The following is a 17669-nucleotide window of genomic DNA, read 5'->3' as shown; positions in this document are numbered from 1 at the left end:
TTATACTACCAGTATAAAATAATACAGTATACGATTGTTAATAAAGAAAGTGGGGATAAAAGTAAATGTCAGAAATGAATATCAAGCAAAATAAGCCCCCATATATGATGATTGCTATTCTTTTTGTTGGGGCTTTTGTATCTATTTTAAATGAAACCTTGTTGAACGTCGCCCTTCCATCTATTATGACGGAATTCAGTGTCGATGCAACAACGGTTCAATGGTTATCTACGGGTTATATGCTCATTAATGGGATTTTGATTCCTGCGAGCGCATTTTTTATTCAACGCTTTACAAATCGGCGTCTATTTTTAACCGCTATGAGTTTATTTACCGTCGGAACCCTTCTCGCAAGCATATCACCTACATTCGGAATCCTACTATCCGCAAGAATGATTCAAGCGGCTGGTTCCGCAATCATGATGCCACTTTTAATGAATGTCATGCTCACCGCCTTTCCAATTGAAAAAAGAGGAACCGCAATGGGTACTTTCGGTCTCGTAATGATTGTTGCTCCAGCACTTGGACCAACACTTTCCGGCTGGATTGTCGAGCATTATAGCTGGAGAATGCTATTTGACATCGTGCTACCAGTCGCCATCTTGACTGTCGTACTCGCAGTATTCAAATTGAAAAATATTACACCACAGCGTAATATTAAACTTGACATATTTTCAATTATATTATCTAGCTTTGGTTTCGGTGGCTTATTGTATGGATTCAGTTCCGCTGGGTCAAGAGGCTGGAACGATCCATTTGTCTATGGAACAATAATTATTGGAGTTATCTCCATCATTGCATTAATATTAAGACAGCTCCGAATGGACGATCCAATGTTGGAGTTTCGCATATTTAAGTACCCGATGTTTGCCCTATCATCTGCCATTTCCATCGTCTTATCCATCGCAATGTTCTCGGCAATGATCTTAATACCGATTTATATCCAAACATTACGTGGCTATACGCCAATGGAATCAGGGTTGCTGATGCTTCCAGGTGCAATCGTAATGGGGATCATGTCGCCAATTACAGGGCGGCTATTCGATAAATATGGTGCACGTACATTAGCAATTATCGGGCTATCCATTACCGTGATCACGACCTTCTTCTTTAGTCGATTAGATATGGAAATCTCCTATACTAGCCTGATGATTTTATTTACGATTCGCAGCTTTGGGATGTCGATGGTCAATATGCCAGTTATGACCAACGGATTAAATCAATTGCCAATGAAGGATACACCGCATGGTACGGCGATGAATAATACGTTACAACAGGTTTCCGGTGCAATCGGTTCTGCCTTATTAATTACCGTTATGAACACCAGAGCAGAGTCAAAGGCAGCTGAACTCACATCTGCCGCGATAGCAAATATGGATGAAAATGCTGTAGTGTCAGTGCAAGCCATTGCAACAATGCAAGCACAAATTATGAATGAAGCAACCTTAAACGGGATTAACTTCTCTTTCTTTGTTTCAACGTTGATTGCACTGCTTGCACTTGCCTTAGCACTGTTTATCCGCCGAGTGAAGCCAAATGAAAATGAAACCAAAATCCCACAAAAAAAGGGAGCAACTGCACAACTAAATACTGTTGTAAAATAAGTGAAAGCCCCATCTGAATCCAGGTTGGGGCTTTCTTTACTTTAGCTTTCAGTTATAAACCACTCTTTTTTTTACAAATCTTTACAAAATATTTTTAATGAAAGCGTTTTCCTTCTATTGCATAATTAACCCTAACAGGATAGAATGTTTAGATGCTAAAAAACGCACGATATTTTAGTAGGTAAGAAAGTATAAGTGCAACTAAGGCTGTCACCGAAAAGCTTGGTGACAACCAAATTTTCTAATCGAAAGTAGGGATTTTTATAAATATGAATCATACGGCTTCACTTCAAGAAAAACCACCCTATGGCATGATTGCTATTCTTTTTATTGGTGCATTTGTATCGATATTAAATGAAACGCTGTTAAATATTGCATTACCTGCTATTATGGCTGAGTTTTCTGTGAAACCAACTGCAGTGCAGTGGTTATCAACAGGTTATATGCTAATCAACGGTATTTTAATACCAGCCAGTGCATTTTTTGTACAACGGTTTTCAAATAGAAGCCTATTTATTACGGCAATGGGATTATTTACTGCAGGTACACTTCTCGCCAGTTTATCACCAACCTTTGGCATCCTGCTAACTGCAAGAATGATTCAAGCGGCTGGCTCTGCAATGATGATGCCATTATTAATGAATATTATGCTGACCGCTTTCCCAATCGAAAAACGCGGAACTGCGATGGGGATTTTCGGAATGGTTATGTTCGTTGCTCCAGCACTTGGACCAACACTTTCCGGTTGGATTGTTGAACATTACAGCTGGAGAATGCTGTTCGATATTGTCTTGCCATTTGCAATCATAACATTGATCTATTCTATTTTTAAATTAAAAAATATTACGCCACAGCGTGCAATCAAGCTGGACGTATTTTCAATTATTTTATCAAGTATTGGTTTTGGTGGCCTTTTATATGGTTTCAGCTCTGCTGGAGATAAAGGCTGGGGAGCGCCGCTTGTATATGGAACGATTATTGTCGGTGTAATTGCACTCATTTGGTTTACTGTCCGTCAATTACGTTCAGATGACCCAATGTTGGAATTCCGGATTTTCAAATTTCCAATGTTTACCCTATCATCACTTATTTCTGTCGTTTTATCAATTGCATTATTCTCAGGTATGATTCTAATGCCGATTTACATCCAAACAATTCGTGGATATTCCCCAATGGATGCTGGACTGTTAATGCTTCCTGGTGCAGTCGTTATGGGAATTATGTCACCAATCACTGGAAAACTTTTTGATAAATATGGACCAAGATTATTAGCGATTTCTGGTTTAATTATTGTCGTTGTCACTACGTTTTTCTTCAGTCGCCTTGATATGGAAATTTCATATTTGAATATGATTATTCTGTTCACAATACGTAACTTAGGAATGTCGATGGTAATGATGCCAATTATGACAAATGGTCTTAACCAATTGCCAATGAAGGATAATCCGCATGGTACCGCGATGAATAACACGTTACAGCAAGTATCGGGTGCAATTGGTGCTGCTTTACTGATTACAGTAATGAACAATCGCACAGAATCAAGTCTTGCGGAAATTTCAGCATCAGCTAGTCCTGATGCAGCATCACAAACACTGCTATTGAACGAAGCAATGTTAAATGGAATTAACTTCTCCTTCTTTGTTTCGACATTGATTGCAGCACTTGCGCTGATTCTAGCCTTCTTCGTGCGTAGGGTTGGCACAGATGGGAAAGTCATAAAAAAATAAGGCTATTTTCTTAAAGATTGCTGTTTCTTAGTGATGAGCAGTTGATATAAAGTGCGAACTAGTTTAATGCGCTAAGGGCTCTTCGGCCAGTCGCTCCAGAAATACACAACGCTTTGCACGGGGAGCTGGTGAGCCTTCCCGTAGGAGTCTCCGTGTATTTCTTCCGCTGGGATTTTGAGGTTATGTTGTTTTTTATTTTTCTCTAAATAAGATAAGATGGCATTATCCTCATTCAAGGCCGTTGACTGTCCGCAGCGAAAATCAACTTTGCCCCAAACTTAGTCCAAAGTTGATATATAAACAGCCAATCTGTACGAAAACGGCTAAAAATAAAACCTGTCAGTAAAGCATGCCTCACTGACAGGTTTTTTCTGTAATGATTTGTTCAACAGGAATATCAAAAGCCTCCGTTGGGACCTGATCAATAAGTTGAAATGTTGCAACAAGAGAAATCGTCTGATTCGGAAAATCTATTAGAAAGCGATCATAATATCCACCACCGAAACCAATGCGATATCCGCGCTCGTCAAAGACAAGTCCCGGAACGAGCAAAAGCTCAATTACATCCTTTTCTACCCTCAATGTTTCATCAGCTTTTGGTTCCTGCAGATTATAATAGACAACTTCTAACTGATCATAACTCTCGAATCGGTAAAAAATGAGTTGCTTTTGTTTTGGCAAGCATTTTGGGACATAAACGATTTTCCCCTCGTCCCACGCCTTTTCAATGATTGGTTTGGTATTCCATTCCATCCCTTGGGAAATCGTGATGCCGATTGATTTTGCACACTGCCATACTTCCGATTGATAGAGATTGGCTGCAAGTTGTCCTTCAATTTCTTGCTTCATCTCTGCAGTCATATTTTTCAGCTTGGAAATCATCTCTTTACGAAGTTCTGATTTTTGCAACGCATCCACCCCACTGTATTTCTCTTGATTTGAAAATGGACTCCTCTTTAAAACTTAATCAATGATAAAACTTCATTCCGAGATTTACTATTCGTTCTGAATTCTCCGCGCACCGCACTTGTGACTGTTTTCGCCCCTTGCTTTTTCACGCCACGAATCGTCATACACATATGCTCTGCTTCAAGTACAACCATTACACCAATTGGGTCTAGCTCCTCCATTAATAATTCTGCAACGGAGGTTGTGATTCTTTCTTGCAGCTGTGGTCGTTTGCTAAAGTCATCGATAATTCGAGCTAACTTGCTAAGTCCAATCACACGTCCATGTTTGGGAATATATGCGATATGTGCAACACCGAAAAATGGCACTAAATGATGCTCACACATGGATGAGAATTGAATATCTTTGACGAGCACAACTTCATCATGCTCCTCTTCAAACACCGTTTTACAATGTTCCGCTGGATCCTTCTTTAACCCTGAGAATACTTCTTCATACATTTTTGCCACTCGTTTTGGCGTATCAAGTAATCCTTGTCGGTCTGGATCTTCGCCGATTGCTTCTAATATCATCCTTACTGCTTCTTCTATTTTTTGCTTATCCATTATTGCTCTTCTCCTACTGTTTATTGATTAATTTGTTGAACTACTCGTTTTATTTCTCCAATATAATAGAGTGAACCAAACGCACAAATGACATCATTTTCTTCCATTTCTTGATATGCGAGTTCAACTGCTGCTTCAAAGCTTTCGGCAGCAATAGCAGGAAGTTGTTCTTTCACTAAATATGCAGCAAGCTCCTCTGCAGGTATCGCCCTTGGATTATCAGGTGTTACCGTAATAAAATGATCAATTACCGGACTTACTTCATCAATCATCTGCTGATAATCCTTATCTCGCAGAATTCCCAAAATCGCGATGATCTTCCTACCAGGAAAAAGCTGTGTAATATTTGTTACAAGCGCCCGTATCCCGTCTATGTTATGTGCGCCATCAATCACAACAAGCGGCTCTCTGTTGATGACTTCAAACCGCCCTGGCCATCTCGTTCCAGCTAAGCCAATGCGTAAATGCTCCTCACGAATCTTAAAGCCTGCATTTCTTAAGCTATTAATTGATTCAATTGCAATTGCAGCATTCTTCAATTGATGCTCACCAAGTAAAGAAATCCGTAGCTCCTTGTATTCTTTATAATTAAAGAGCTGTCCCTCAATACTATTTGCAATTCGTCTTAGCTTGGAAAAATCAGCCTTATTTACAATACTATTTCTTTCTTTTGCAACACGTTCAATCACAGCTTCTACTTCACTCGATTGTGGGTATAGCATAACCTGGCTGTTCTCCTTAATGATCCCTGCCTTTTCAAAGGCTATTTCAGGTAAAGTATTTCCTAAATACGCTTGATGGTCGAGCCCGATGGATGTAATCACCGATAGAAGCGGATTTTTAATCACATTCGTGGAATCAAATCTTCCTCCTAGTCCAACCTCTAACACGACCACATCACATTGCAGCTGGTAAAAATATTGAAACGCGATTGCAGTTACAATCTCAAATTCCGTTGGCTTGTCTTCCATTTCATCCATTTTTTCTTTTACTATCGTTGTAATATCACCTAATTGCTTGTCTGCAATATCTTGATTATTAATTTTTATTCGTTCATTAAATCGCTGTAAGAATGGTGATGTAAATAAACCCGTCTTATAGCCAGCTTCGATTAAGATTTGGGCGATAAACGAGGCTGTTGATCCTTTTCCATTTGTACCAGCAATATGAATAATCTTCAATTTATCTTGCGGATTTCCTAGTAGATCCATTAGCTTCGTAATATTATCCAGGCCTAGTTTCATTCCTTTGTACTGGCTGCCGTGGATAAAGGCAAGTGATTCCTCATAATTCATGAAAAGCATTGCTCCTTCATTGCACTTATATTCTTAGAATAATCCTTGAATTTGTCCATTTTCATCTACATCAATATTTTCAGCCGCTGGTTTCTTCGGTAAACCTGGCATCGTCATGATTGTGCCTGTTAATGCGACAATAAATCCAGCACCAGCAGAAACCTTAATATCCTTTATTGTTACCTTAAACCCTTTTGGACGTCCTAATAATGTCGGGTCGTCAGATAAAGAATACTGCGTTTTCGCCATACAAATAGGCAAATGACCGAATCCAAGTGATTCCAGTCGGTTGATTTCCTTATGGGCTGCCTTCGTTAATTCAATCCCATCTCCACCATAAACTTTTCGAACGATTTTCTCCATTTTTTCTGTGATTGAATCTTCTAAGTCATAAGCAAATCTAAAATTATTTTCTGTATTCGCTAAGCGGACAACCTCTCTTGCTAAGTCTTCTCCACCAGCTCCACCATTTGCCCACACATCAGAAAGCACCACTTTTACACCTAGCGCCTCACATTTTTCCTTCACTACGTTTAATTCTGCATCCGTATCTGTTGGAAATTTATTTATAGCAACAACTGCTGGCATACCAAAGACTTCTTGCACATTCTCTAAATGCTTCAGTAAGTTCGGAAGGCCTGTTTCAAGTGCGGATAAATTTTCATGATTTAACTCTGTTTTTGCTACGCCACCATGCATCTTTAATGCACGAACTGTTGCAACAACAACGACTGCATCTGGCTCTAAATCTGCTAAACGACATTTAATATCCATAAATTTCTCCGCACCAAGGTCTGCACCAAATCCAGCTTCCGTTACAACATAATCTGCGAATTTTAAAGCTAATTTTGTCGCCATTATACTGTTGCAACCATGAGCAATATTCGCAAAAGGTCCACCATGTATTAGAGCAGGAGTGTGTTCAAGTGTTTGCACGAGATTCGGCTTTAGTGCATCCTTTAATAATGCTGCCATTGCGCCATGTGCATGTAATTGTCCTGCAGTAACAGGCTTATCCTCCGTTGTGTAACCAATGATAATATTTTTGAGCTTTTCCTTCATTTCTACGATATCATTCGATAAGCAGAGGACCGCCATGATTTCCGATGCAACGGTAATATCAAAACCATCCTCACGTGGAACACCATTAATCTTCCCGTTTAATCCATCTACAATATAACGTAATTGTCGATCATTCATATCAACAACCCGTTTCCATGTTATTTTCCGTGTATCGATATGTAATTCATTACCTTGATGGATATGATTATCAATCATTGCTGCAAGTAGATTATTTGCCGCGCCGATTGCATGGAAATCTCCAGTAAAATGTAAATTAATATCTTCCATCGGCACAACCTGTGCATACCCGCCACCAGCTGCTCCACCTTTTATACCAAATACCGGACCAAGTGATGGCTCTCTAAGTGCAATAAATGCCTTCTTGCCAATCCTTCGCAATGCGTCCCCTAATCCAACAACGGTTGTTGTCTTTCCTTCCCCTGCAGGCGTGGGGGAAATCGCAGTAACCAGAATTAATTTCCCATTCTTCTTATCTTTTAGCTTGTCCATTACATTATAATTAATTTTTGCTTTATAATTCCCATAAAGTTCAAGATCCTCTTGAGCAATTCCAGCCTTTGCTGCAATTTCTCCGATTGGGTTCATTATTGTTTGTTGCGCAATTTCTATATCTGTTAAGCTCATTTTTTTCCTCCAAAAAAGTTAATATTATCGATTAGCGCCCATTTTTTTAGGGATGTCGCTATCATTCATTCGTAGGCTTATGCTTCTTATTGATTGTGAAGCATTTCGCACAGCACGTATCATAAGTATATCAGTTTATTCTGTTTATACATCAAAATTTCCCTTAAAAACAGTAAATATAATTTTTAAATTAACCTTCTTACTTTCCATGTAATTGCACGAATTCTGTTCGACAAAGAAACACAATAAAAGGCCACTGGGAGGTTAACGAGGACACTCAGAATGATCTATTAATCAAGCTCATAGCTAGAGGGATCTAATATTAACTTAACCAAGCTAGCAAAAAGGCTTCGCTGCGTTGGATTAGACCAGTCTTCTTCCACTTCAGCCATTAGCCACATTACTTCATCTAAAAATACATGGTCGACTGCCCTCTGCCAGTTCGTACGTTCTAAATCTGAAATGGTGACATATTCCTTATATCCCGATAAAAATGTCTGCCATTCCCTAGTAGTAAATACTCTATCTGGTCCAGTAAATATCTCATTATGAAATAATAGTAAAGCAAGCGCTAAGTCAAATGTTCTTGGTATCCATGTTGCATTGTCTGGATCAACTAAATATGGTTCAGGCGTATAGATTAAGTTATTTGCTTTATAATCATGTGGCGTCGCTACAAGTGGCAACCCGCTATTTTTCAATGCTTCCTGTGTCGTAACGGCCTGCATTAATTTTGCTTCTAGTTGCAATATGTCGATATTAACATGAAAGCCTGCCATATTTTTTTGATTTTCTGAACACTTTCCACTACTTCTTCCACAGTGAAATCAAATACATCATACACAGCAAGGTTATAACTATTTTGCGACGGCGAAAGGGAATGGATTTTCCCTAGAAGCCTTCCAGCCTCGACGATTTCTTTATTTTCCCCGGTATATGTAGTCCCCTCGATGAAAGGATATGTAACATATGTTTCATTGCCAATCATTTGTGGATTGGCAGTTTTTAGTGGTACAGGTGTTACCACCTCTGCTCCATTTTCTTTGAGCATCGTAATATACTCCATCACTTTACGAACCTGGTTCTGTGTTCGTTTAACTATGAAATAGTGATCTCCATCCTTAACTTTATAGACCGATGAAAAAGGATAGATACTTATTGGCTCTACATCTGTTGTAAAACCAAAATGATTTAATATGTCTTTTCCGTTCATCTTCTCCCCCCTTACTTGATATTAATACACTCCCTCGTCTTCACTAGTTAGCTTTATTAGAAATGGATATAATCCGATCATTAAGATGGATGCAACGATAATAAGTCCAATAGTGATTTGTAGCGTGAAATCAAATAATAATAATAAGATCAAAATAACTGGCAAATAGGATATCCACTTTAAACTTTTCTTAGATTTAGCCGCGACATATTGCTTTTTACCGCAATTTGGACATTCCATTCCATCAAATTTAAAATTCACTTTCAATGTTTGCGACCAGCTCCAGCGTCGACCGCATTTTTGACAATTTGGCATTAAGGGTCTCCTTTCGAACATTCTATAAAACACTACTATTGTTGAATTTTAGTATATCGATAATAATCCTGTGCATGAAACGATTGAAAACCACATGACTCATAGAGCCTTAACGCAAGATCGTTTGTCGCCTCAACTTCAAGGAAAATATTATTTCCCTTTTTATGTTCTTCCAGTACAATTTTTTTCAATGCTTTTCTACCAATTCCGTTCCCTTGATACTCTGGTAGAATTGCAAAACCGTAAATCCATGTATTATTCTCCTCGTGGGAAATTCGTATTTTTCCTACAGCTTCCCCAGCAAACTCAATGATATTAAATTGTTGGTCACCTTCACTTCTAATTCGATTGTTATAATCGATTGCCTCTTCTTCTGAAAACCCAAAACAACTCACATCTAATTGAATTTCCAGCTGAAGATCAGCTGCAGATATCGAGGGCCTTATACCAACATCTTTATCTTCTATTATTTCGGTTTCATGCCATTTCATTTGGTATTCCGTAAATGCATAATTGCATGTTATTAATTGGAGAAGCTTCTTAGCCGTTTCTGAATTCGCAGGTGCATTCAATAATATTTCATCATATTGTCGTTCAATACATACTTCAATCGCCTTTGATAATAGCTTCGTAAAGATTCCTTTTCTCCGGAATTGTGGGTGCACCATTCCACATATTTCTACTTTGTTACCGAAACCATAGAGACCTAAAAATCCGACAAGTACGCCATTATCATAATGGAAGAAATCATTTGACTCAGAATCCTCCCTATTCTTTAGCATATCCCAATTCAGCTTTAGTTCAAAATTACTTCCTGTCTCACATAAAGTTTGGAGCGCTCCAATTTCTATTAGTTGTTTATCTGTTAACATCATGAACCCCCACCTCCTTAATTGCCAACTGTTGCCTTTTCTGCTTGAGGAATTCTCGTAAACTCGAGAACCCTTCCTCCTTCATAAACAAAATGATGTTCATATGTACGACTATCCTCTAACATTGTATCTAGATAATATTTCAAATTTGCAATTCCCTCATTTTCAGGATGCAAAATCCAGTCTATTTTCTTCCAATCTAATATCCCCTCATCTGTTTTCAGCGGTGTATGATACGAATAGTTTTCAGGTATTTCTGCAACAAATGCGTACATTCCACCAGAAGATGCATTCACATCACCCCATGTAACCGTACCTTTATACGCAACCTTTGCTACTTCAATCCCTGTTTCTTCCTTTATCTCGCGTAAAATGCATTCCATCGGTGTCTCTTCTGCTTCAAGCTTGCCCCCAACTCCATTCCATCTTCCCATCCAGCTCGATTTCTCTCGATTCAATAGTAAAATTTCATTTCCTCTTTTTATGAAGCAAATGGTATATTTCAACATTGTTCTTCCTCCTGTCTGGACTTGCTTTGATAAATATAAACGATCCCTACTCCTTTACATCATTTTATCATATGTTAATAGGTGGGATTACCAATATATATCGTTTTTATATATAAAGCAGAATTTTGTGCATTAAGACCCATTTACCATTATTTTTATAGTCAATTTTCCCTTTCACAAATACTAGATTAAGAGGTAAGCCTCATAGTAAGTATAGTTATTTTTATGTATTCTTATTATATAAGGAGGGTTACTATGAGAAAAATTGCATTATCTATATTATTATTCGTATTGTTATTGGCTGCTTGCTCTTCGGACGATTCATCTGAGGGTACCGATACCTCAAACGAAATAACAAGTGTGGAAGCACCTCAGCCTGAAAGTTTATTTACATATGAATTCAGTGAAGATGATCGGTTTGAATTTACTGGGATAGACAGTTCAATCGATGCAAGCACGGTTTTATTTTCAACAAAAGAGGAAATAAAACGAGAAGAAGAAAGGTCAAAATATGTCATTTTTGATAATAAGGAAGCAGTGAATGTAAAAGAAATTTCAGAAGCAAGCGCTGAGGAGTTGGAGGATAGAAGTTGTTCACGAACTTTCGTTTCCCCTGATGGAAAATATCTAACGTTTAGTTGTTCGATGGATGAACGTTGGTTTGTTATCTATGACACAGAGGAGCAGAAAATTGTCCATCATGAACAAGAATTAGATGACATTAGCTTAGATATTTTTGGAATAACAAACGATATGGAAATTCTGTTAGAAAATAATGATGGCAATATAATAGCGATTTATAACTTGGAAACAAAAGGTATGAAGGAGTTTGTAATACCTGAACTATCTGGTATTGAGGATGACGCGTATACGGACCTTATTCCAGCAGATAACGGAAAAAAAGTATTCATGCATAACTTTCTCCGTCTTTCTGTACTCGATACAGAAACAGGAAAGCTTGAAGAGATTATGAATGTCGAGCCGTATCAAGAAAGATTTAAAGATCAGACAGAAGGAATAATTATTGACTCATTGAAGGTTTCTCCAAACGGTAACTATGCCTTTTTCCGTCTAGACGATACAACATCAAAGGATGAGATTTATCAAAGTATCAATTTCGTTAATATGGAAACAGGTGAGATCACTAGTTTTACAGATTATGATTATCAACGTTTCGGTACAATTGACGACAACGGCAATATGATTCTTTCCGATAGTGAGCAAGTTTATTTATATAATTTTGACAATAAAACAAACTATCACATACCAAATGTAGCTGTTGGCGTCTATACAGAATACTTAACCATATCAGGCGATGGTAAACATTTATTGTATGCAGATAGAATTAGGGATTCAGAAGAAACGCCTGCATATGAATTATTTCATTTACCGATTAACGAATTAGATTCGTATGAAGCTATAGCGTTTAATGCAACAGAAGAAAATACAAAGGAGCTATTAGGCGAATTAAATACGAATGACAAGAAGAACGGTGCCGGGATTGCAGTTAATCCAATTGAAGAAGATGTTCGAAAAATGTTTGAGGAGAAATGGAATCAAAGCGCGACAATTCCTTTTCCAAGCAGCTTTCCTGAAGAAGTAGCGAGCATAAGTGATCATATTCATTCGGATAGCTTCGGGCAAACAATTCAACTTAATGCAGCAGAAATAACGAAGCGAAATGAAATTAATTTCTCAGCTAACAGTTATCCTGATGATGATAGAAAAAACTATTGTATCAATGATGACCTCGAATTAACCGAAACAATCGATGGCATTGATTATTATTTCTATCTTTTTAGCAATGAAGAAGTAGAGCTGGCATTCGTTAAAGATGATTGGTGTTATTCAATAGAAGGTGAAGGCTTTACACAGCAAGAAATGTTCGACATTGCTGATTCAATGGAAACACAAGGTAAGCGCCCAGCCGAACTCCCACTTGATGATGTGAAATTCGCAGGTGAGCTGCCAAATAAACACGCAAAGATATCAAGTATCCATGTGTCAAAACATGGTACAGACAATTATGTTTTTGATGTTGATTACCGTGGGGAGCAGGATGAGTTAAAAATAAATTATGAAGCAGCTAAAAGCGAGCCTACTTATTATGAGGATGAAGAAACCATTCCAGTAGAATTAGAGAATTCATTGGAAGCGCATTACAACGAGCCAAATTTACGACTATTCGTATTCGATGGAACCTACTATTATATGATTGAAGCAGATGTAAAAAATGATCTCGTCAATGAACTAGGTGGCAAAGATAAAATTAAAGATGCGCTGGTTGGTGTAGGGAATTCGTTAAATTAAAGAATCAAAATAGAGGCGTTACTTAAGTGAAGATACTCGGTAACGCCTTATTTATTGCATAGGAAACTATAAAATTGGACGCTGTGGAAAACTTAATTACTGAGAATAGCCACGTCCAGCTCCAGCGCTTAAGCTGTAACGAGACTTCCCTCACCTCCGTACGTTGCTAAACGGGCGCTTCCGCTTTTGTTCTATTTCAATCTCCAACAATAGGATGGCTTTTCAAAAAAGTAAAAGCATATGCAAGCTTTTTCGCAAAATTTAATGGAGGTTCAACAGATTGGAGGTGGATATACAGAATCAACGGCTCCATAAATAACCAATGGTTGTGTAGTGCACTTACGATAATTCCTTGTTGAACTACCGCATGCATAAATGTCGGGATTTCTTCTTGGAGAATAGCGATTTCAGCAAGGTTTAGTGCATTACCTTTGCTATCAAGAGATTCAAATAGAACATCAGCTGGAACAACAGTTGTACTTGTTTTTCCTTGAACAGTTGCATGGAAATTACGCGTTAGAGATACAGAGCAAACCCCATTATTCATTGTCCCTTTTCCATTTAATATGGCCGCAAACTGTCCACATAAGGAATGACTATTTGGCATTACACCAGCTCCTCATTGATTTTAGATAGTGAACGTTGAAAACCAATAAAAATTCAATTGACTTCCTCCAAAAAACGAGGACGATTATCCTTTAACCCTAACCGTCCCGCTTATCCTTCTCCATATATTCCTTTATTTTCTTTTCTTCCCAGTCTGCACCCATGAATCCATCAAAGTAGACAGAGAAGGCGTGTGCGATTAATCCAATTCCCCAACCCATGAGCGGATAAATAAACCACCAATAACTTGGATCCGTAACCATATTAATGATAAATAGCATGATATTCACTAAAATATAGGAAAGTAAATGCTGATAAAATCCTTTTAAGTCTTCAACACGTTTCTTCGCTCTTAAATACTTTTCCTCGTTTTCCATTTAATGTCGCCTCCGATTCATTGATTAACTCCAATTCAATTCATTCACGTTAACTTCCGCTCCAATCGAATCATGTCTCGACAAATAATTCCATTCTCAATAATTTCTTCTTCGTAATTTCTTACGAAAAAATCATGGTTAATTCCAACGATACGAAATCCGCATTTCTGATAAAGTGCAAGCTGCCCGATACTGGAATTTCCTGTACCTACTTCGATAGCAAGATACCCTTGCTTTCTAGCATATTCAACGGCATGCCCAATTATTTCCTTGCCAATCCCTTTTCTCTGCTCTTTTTCAGCTACAGCAATATTCATTATTTCAATCGTGTTTGGCTTTGTTTGCAGTAAAACATAAACGGCAATTATCTCGTTGTTCTTCTTTGCTAGGAAACATTCTCCAGCAGTTACATATTTCTTCACAAGTTTCCGTGAAGGATCAGCTAAAAGAAGCAATTCTATTGGTGCCTCTTCTAATGATGTTAGTTTTTCGATGATCATAATATTGATTTCCCCTGTAATTATATGAATTTTATTCACTATCATTCGATTGTTTTTGTTTTTCATTGTCTTTCTCCAGCAAATATTCAGCAATACAAATTACCAATGCTGCAAATAACTCGACAGAAAGTGGCACATTAATATCCGTAAGAAGTTCATCCGCAGTAAATATAGCAATCCAAGCAAAGCATGTCTCAATCATAATCGTACCGATGATTGAAGAATATTTGCCCGATATAAAGTGGGAAAATATTATGCGTGGAATTTTCGCAAAGATGTCCGTAAAGATACAAATGATTAACACAAATAATATAAAGGTTAGAAGAGTAAATAACGAATCATACTTCACACCAAAAAGATTAAATAATCCCGCAAAACCAAAGAAATAGATGCCCATTACGAAACCGATCGCAATCGTGAGTATGACGGTTATTACTGTGATTACTCCTAACTTTTCTCTTACACTCGTTTTTTCTGATACATCATCTAGCTTACTCATATACACATCCCTATTTTTGAAAAGATTCTCTAACTCTTAATACCATCCTGACCGTATGTAAAATATGTCCACCGAAGTCATCCTCGAACTCTGACACAACTTCAAATCCTTTTGCAGTGTAGAAATTCATGCCAATTTCATTATTCTTCTCTACATTTAGATGGATTTCCTCCACATCTCCTAATTGCTCGATCCCATGTCGTAAAAATGCGGTGCCAATCCCTTTCCCTTGATATTCCGGATACAAATAAATCGCAACCAGTTCCGTTTTTCCATCCTTTGTAATGGGTGAATAGTTAGCAAAACCAACAATTCTCTTATCAACTTCAGCAACGAAGATAAACGAATGTTTTAATCTACTTTTCATATTTTTATCGCTATATGCTGAATTTAAAAAGTTCTCTTGAATGTTATATGGAATAATTCCTTCATATGTTGCATTCCAGCTTGTTTTAGCAATATGCTGAACTTGCGGGATATCCTTTTTCTTCATCTTCCGAATCAAATAATCACCTCAAATTGTACTTAAATACAATATTTCTAACATTATAACATTTAATTACATTAGCGTAACCACTTTAGCCAATATCCCCTTCTATCTTCTACTAATTATCTTATATAAAGTGGTTGCATCTATGTAGAAGGCTCTTCTCTCAAAGATTGTTGCTCTTTGCTTTTGGGCAGTTAGGCAAGCGAATGCTTGCCTTGTCACGCATACGCGTGACATTTTCAGAAAGGAAAACGCTGATGGGTAAATGAATTTACCAAATTGGCGTTTTCCTTTCTGAAAAAACTGCCCAAAAGCAACAAAGTTTAATCAAACAGCCATGTAGAAAGAAATATTTTCTTTACTACCATCGAAAAAAAACAAGTGATGAATTGCTATCACTTGCTTTCTACTAATATTGGTATTGTATCTCTACAACGGCACTTACTACGATTTGTCCTGGCTCAATTGGGGTTGTAAAGCTTTCCGATGTTGCTGCCATCACCTTAAATGCTGTCGCTGGTGTCCCAGTTGATTGCTCGACAATCTTTATTGGTGGTTGATTAAGATTTAACTGCAACGTCCTCGCAATGGTTTCCGCTTTCTGGTTCGCATTTCCAAGTGCGGCACTTAACGCCTGCTGATAATACATATCCTTATCACGAACCGTAAACTGGATATTCGAAACGCGATTCACCCCATTTTTTACTGCTTCATCAATGATAGCACCCGTTTGATCAATCGCGTTTATCTGGAGCGTAATTTCATTGGTAACCTCATACCCTCGAAAAACCTGCTTTCCATCAACAAAATCATATCTAGGAAAAATGTTGAACGCAGCTGTATGAATATTCTCCCTCGGTATGCCCAGATTGAGAAGAGTCTGAATTACTTGATTCATCGTATTCGCATTTTCTTGTTGCGCCTGCCTGAGTGAACTATCTTCCGTCACAACCTCTAACTGTATCGTCACGATATTCGGTTCCACTAAAATCTGTCCATTTCCGGTAACGATTATTCGGCGGTGATTCGTTTGATTAGGTTGGTCTTGCCTGTGATTCGAATTTGGTACATATTGATAAGGATAAGACATCATGATTCCACCTTTCAAAATTGCGCAGTTACGTTCTTTTAAAGATATGCGCTGTACGGTGAAATAATTAATGCAAATCAAGCGGCAATATGGCGGTAGCATGAGGTGATCGCAATTATCGGCGCTTATTTTGTCGAATATCAGCGTGACGGGAGCAGATATCAGCGCCTTTGCTATATATATCTGTGTGTTTCTTGATAATATCAGCGTATTTTCAAATATATCGGTATCTCTGCGCTCTCCTGTATTTCCGCACTCTTCCGCTTGCTCGGAAGCTACATGTCCATACAGGCTCGGATGCAAAACAAATCAGCTCCAATAATCAGGGTCCGCCATTCGTATTTCCTCCGCAATATCTTCCAAATCCATCGGCGTGATTAAGAAAATTGGATAGTTTTCTTTTGCCTGCTTCGCAATGTCATAAAAATATTTCGTACTTCCTGGAAACTCGTCATCCATTAGGATCACACAACCATCACTCTTATCTACTAGCCACATGTTCTTCGCTCTAAACTGATAGGGCGCTTTATAATCGCCATTATAAATCGGTTGATAAAAGTCGGCAGTCATGGTCAGCTCCTCATATTTATATTTCAATGGCTCTGGCCAGCGATTATCCTGATTCTCAAATGGAGGGAAGATGCCTAGATTGATATCATATGTTTCCTTCAAATCAAGAACGACCTCTGCCGTCCATAGCTCGATGCCCATTTGTCCGGAAACGAGAACCCACTCAAGCCCTTCCTCAATAAATCCGATTAGCCGTTTTTCAATTGCTCTCTTGATAATCGCTACTTTCGGATCATCTTCTTTAAAAATACCTAATTCCGTTGCTTTGTATCCTGTCACCGTTAAAATTTTCATTTGTCATCACCGTTTCAAAAATAATTCATTCAATACTAGTATATACCCTTTCGTTATTGTATCAAATGAACAAAAGCGCAAGCGCCCATTTGAGCTGTGTACGGAGGTGAGGGAAGTCTCGCTAGGAGCACGGTGCTGGATCTGGACGTGGCCTCAATTGTCACTGGAGTTGAAAGA

At 38.1% G+C, this 17669-nt stretch carries 19 protein-coding genes; 3 read left to right on the top strand and 16 right to left on the bottom strand.

The features are described from left to right. Positions 1-65 precede the first annotated feature (65 nt). Entirely contained in the window at positions 66-1604 is a 1539-nt protein-coding gene (locus tag CWR48_RS13880) for a DHA2 family efflux MFS transporter permease subunit (protein WP_115773841.1), read from the top strand. 269 nt (positions 1605-1873) lie between these two features. Continuing rightward, positions 1874-3331 carry a DHA2 family efflux MFS transporter permease subunit gene (locus CWR48_RS13875; RefSeq protein ID WP_115773840.1) on the top strand — a complete coding sequence of 486 codons (1458 nt, stop codon included), beginning with the start codon at positions 1874-1876 and terminating at the stop codon, positions 3329-3331. 354 nt (positions 3332-3685) lie between these two features. Here the strand turns inward: CWR48_RS13875 and CWR48_RS13870 are convergent, their stop codons facing one another. From CWR48_RS13870 to CWR48_RS13835, 9 genes are all read right to left on the bottom strand, one after another. Beyond that, positions 3686-4249 (bottom strand): 5-formyltetrahydrofolate cyclo-ligase, encoded by a 564-nt coding sequence (locus tag CWR48_RS13870; RefSeq protein ID WP_342772466.1) that lies wholly within the window; start codon positions 4247-4249, stop codon positions 3686-3688. Positions 4250-4287: 38 nt separating this feature from the next. Beyond that, positions 4288-4845 (bottom strand): GTP cyclohydrolase I FolE, encoded by a 558-nt coding sequence (folE, locus tag CWR48_RS13865; protein WP_115773839.1) that lies wholly within the window; start codon positions 4843-4845, stop codon positions 4288-4290. A gap of 20 nt (positions 4846-4865) precedes the next feature. Further along, positions 4866-6140: a bifunctional folylpolyglutamate synthase/dihydrofolate synthase gene (locus CWR48_RS13860; protein ID WP_115773838.1), complete on the bottom strand. Its 1275-nt coding sequence runs from the start codon at positions 6138-6140 to the stop codon at positions 4866-4868. Positions 6141-6173: 33 nt separating this feature from the next. After that, positions 6174-7847: a formate--tetrahydrofolate ligase gene (locus CWR48_RS13855; protein WP_115773837.1), complete on the bottom strand. Its 1674-nt coding sequence runs from the start codon at positions 7845-7847 to the stop codon at positions 6174-6176. 290 nt (positions 7848-8137) lie between these two features. Next, positions 8138-8626, bottom strand: coding sequence for a phosphotransferase (locus CWR48_RS20860; protein ID WP_245976811.1), 489 nt, complete (start codon positions 8624-8626; stop codon positions 8138-8140). Next, positions 8587-9060, bottom strand: a complete 474-nt coding sequence (locus tag CWR48_RS20855) for an aminoglycoside phosphotransferase/kinase family protein (protein WP_245976810.1) — start codon at positions 9058-9060, stop codon at positions 8587-8589. Before CWR48_RS20855 ends, CWR48_RS20860 begins: the two co-directional genes overlap by 40 nt. Positions 9061-9081: 21 nt before the next feature. Continuing rightward, a complete protein-coding gene (locus CWR48_RS13845; protein WP_170140774.1) occupies positions 9082-9375 on the bottom strand; it encodes a TIGR04104 family putative zinc finger protein in 294 nt (97 codons plus the stop codon). A 35-nt stretch (positions 9376-9410) separates the two neighbouring features. Next, the gene (locus CWR48_RS13840; RefSeq protein WP_342772465.1) at positions 9411-10250 is read right to left on the bottom strand and encodes a GNAT family N-acetyltransferase; all 840 of its coding nucleotides are present in this window, start codon (positions 10248-10250) and stop codon (positions 9411-9413) included. A gap of 14 nt (positions 10251-10264) precedes the next feature. Further along, a complete protein-coding gene (locus CWR48_RS13835) occupies positions 10265-10756 on the bottom strand; it encodes an NUDIX hydrolase (protein WP_115773835.1) in 492 nt (163 codons plus the stop codon). Between the two features lie 255 nt (positions 10757-11011). Here CWR48_RS13835 and CWR48_RS13830 point away from each other — a divergent pair, with 255 nt between their 5' ends. Continuing rightward, a complete protein-coding gene (locus CWR48_RS13830; protein ID WP_115773834.1) occupies positions 11012-13066 on the top strand; it encodes a YncE family protein in 2055 nt (684 codons plus the stop codon). 196 nt (positions 13067-13262) lie between these two features. On the opposite strand, the gene CWR48_RS13825 is transcribed toward CWR48_RS13830, so the two are convergent. From CWR48_RS13825 to CWR48_RS13795, 7 genes are all read right to left on the bottom strand, one after another. Beyond that, on the bottom strand, positions 13263-13673 hold the full coding sequence (locus CWR48_RS13825) for a DUF1259 domain-containing protein (protein WP_115773833.1): 411 nt from the start codon (positions 13671-13673) through the stop codon (positions 13263-13265). 97 nt (positions 13674-13770) lie between these two features. After that, positions 13771-14049: a 2TM domain-containing protein gene (locus tag CWR48_RS13820; protein ID WP_115773832.1), complete on the bottom strand. Its 279-nt coding sequence runs from the start codon at positions 14047-14049 to the stop codon at positions 13771-13773. A gap of 44 nt (positions 14050-14093) precedes the next feature. Then, complete coding sequence (locus tag CWR48_RS13815; protein WP_115773895.1) at positions 14094-14549, bottom strand: GNAT family N-acetyltransferase; 456 nt, start codon at positions 14547-14549, stop codon at positions 14094-14096. A gap of 31 nt (positions 14550-14580) precedes the next feature. Continuing rightward, on the bottom strand, positions 14581-15048 hold the full coding sequence (locus CWR48_RS13810; protein WP_115773831.1) for a YrvL family regulatory protein: 468 nt from the start codon (positions 15046-15048) through the stop codon (positions 14581-14583). A gap of 10 nt (positions 15049-15058) precedes the next feature. Continuing rightward, entirely contained in the window at positions 15059-15541 is a 483-nt protein-coding gene (locus CWR48_RS13805; RefSeq protein ID WP_115773894.1) for a GNAT family N-acetyltransferase, read from the bottom strand. 406 nt (positions 15542-15947) lie between these two features. Next, on the bottom strand, positions 15948-16631 hold the full coding sequence (locus tag CWR48_RS13800) for an SIMPL domain-containing protein (RefSeq protein WP_245976809.1): 684 nt from the start codon (positions 16629-16631) through the stop codon (positions 15948-15950). A 306-nt stretch (positions 16632-16937) separates the two neighbouring features. Next, positions 16938-17492 carry an SLOG family protein gene (locus CWR48_RS13795; protein WP_115773829.1) on the bottom strand — a complete coding sequence of 185 codons (555 nt, stop codon included), beginning with the start codon at positions 17490-17492 and terminating at the stop codon, positions 16938-16940. Positions 17493-17669: the final 177 nt, after the last annotated feature.

The sequence above is a fragment of the Oceanobacillus arenosus genome, from assembly GCF_003369575.1.
GTDB classification, from domain to species: Bacteria; Bacillota; Bacilli; order Bacillales; family Amphibacillaceae; genus Oceanobacillus; species Oceanobacillus arenosus.
This window is presented reverse-complemented; position numbering and strand designations above follow the sequence as displayed.

Excerpts from the sequence above, each read along its gene's own strand:
- CWR48_RS13880 (WP_115773841.1), top strand. The coding sequence starts at position 66 with ATGTCAGAAATGAATATCAAGCAAAATAAGCCCCCATATATGATGATT.
- CWR48_RS13875 (WP_115773840.1), top strand. The coding sequence starts at position 1,874 with ATGAATCATACGGCTTCACTTCAAGAAAAACCACCCTATGGCATGATT.
- folE (WP_115773839.1), bottom strand. The coding sequence starts at position 4,845 with ATGGATAAGCAAAAAATAGAAGAAGCAGTAAGGATGATATTAGAAGCA.
- CWR48_RS13860 (WP_115773838.1), bottom strand. The coding sequence starts at position 6,140 with ATGAATTATGAGGAATCACTTGCCTTTATCCACGGCAGCCAGTACAAA.
- CWR48_RS13855 (WP_115773837.1), bottom strand. The coding sequence starts at position 7,847 with ATGAGCTTAACAGATATAGAAATTGCGCAACAAACAATAATGAACCCA.
- CWR48_RS20860 (WP_245976811.1), bottom strand. The coding sequence starts at position 8,626 with ATGGCAGGCTTTCATGTTAATATCGACATATTGCAACTAGAAGCAAAA.
- CWR48_RS20855 (WP_245976810.1), bottom strand. The coding sequence starts at position 9,060 with ATGAACGGAAAAGACATATTAAATCATTTTGGTTTTACAACAGATGTA.
- CWR48_RS13845 (WP_170140774.1), bottom strand. The coding sequence starts at position 9,375 with ATGCCAAATTGTCAAAAATGCGGTCGACGCTGGAGCTGGTCGCAAACA.
- CWR48_RS13840 (WP_342772465.1), bottom strand. The coding sequence starts at position 10,250 with ATGATGTTAACAGATAAACAACTAATAGAAATTGGAGCGCTCCAAACT.
- CWR48_RS13835 (WP_115773835.1), bottom strand. The coding sequence starts at position 10,756 with ATGTTGAAATATACCATTTGCTTCATAAAAAGAGGAAATGAAATTTTA.
- CWR48_RS13830 (WP_115773834.1), top strand. The coding sequence starts at position 11,012 with ATGAGAAAAATTGCATTATCTATATTATTATTCGTATTGTTATTGGCT.
- CWR48_RS13825 (WP_115773833.1), bottom strand. The coding sequence starts at position 13,673 with ATGCCAAATAGTCATTCCTTATGTGGACAGTTTGCGGCCATATTAAAT.
- CWR48_RS13820 (WP_115773832.1), bottom strand. The coding sequence starts at position 14,049 with ATGGAAAACGAGGAAAAGTATTTAAGAGCGAAGAAACGTGTTGAAGAC.
- CWR48_RS13815 (WP_115773895.1), bottom strand. The coding sequence starts at position 14,549 with ATGATCATCGAAAAACTAACATCATTAGAAGAGGCACCAATAGAATTG.
- CWR48_RS13810 (WP_115773831.1), bottom strand. The coding sequence starts at position 15,048 with ATGAGTAAGCTAGATGATGTATCAGAAAAAACGAGTGTAAGAGAAAAG.
- CWR48_RS13805 (WP_115773894.1), bottom strand. The coding sequence starts at position 15,541 with ATGAAGAAAAAGGATATCCCGCAAGTTCAGCATATTGCTAAAACAAGC.
- CWR48_RS13800 (WP_245976809.1), bottom strand. The coding sequence starts at position 16,631 with ATGATGTCTTATCCTTATCAATATGTACCAAATTCGAATCACAGGCAA.
- CWR48_RS13795 (WP_115773829.1), bottom strand. The coding sequence starts at position 17,492 with ATGAAAATTTTAACGGTGACAGGATACAAAGCAACGGAATTAGGTATT.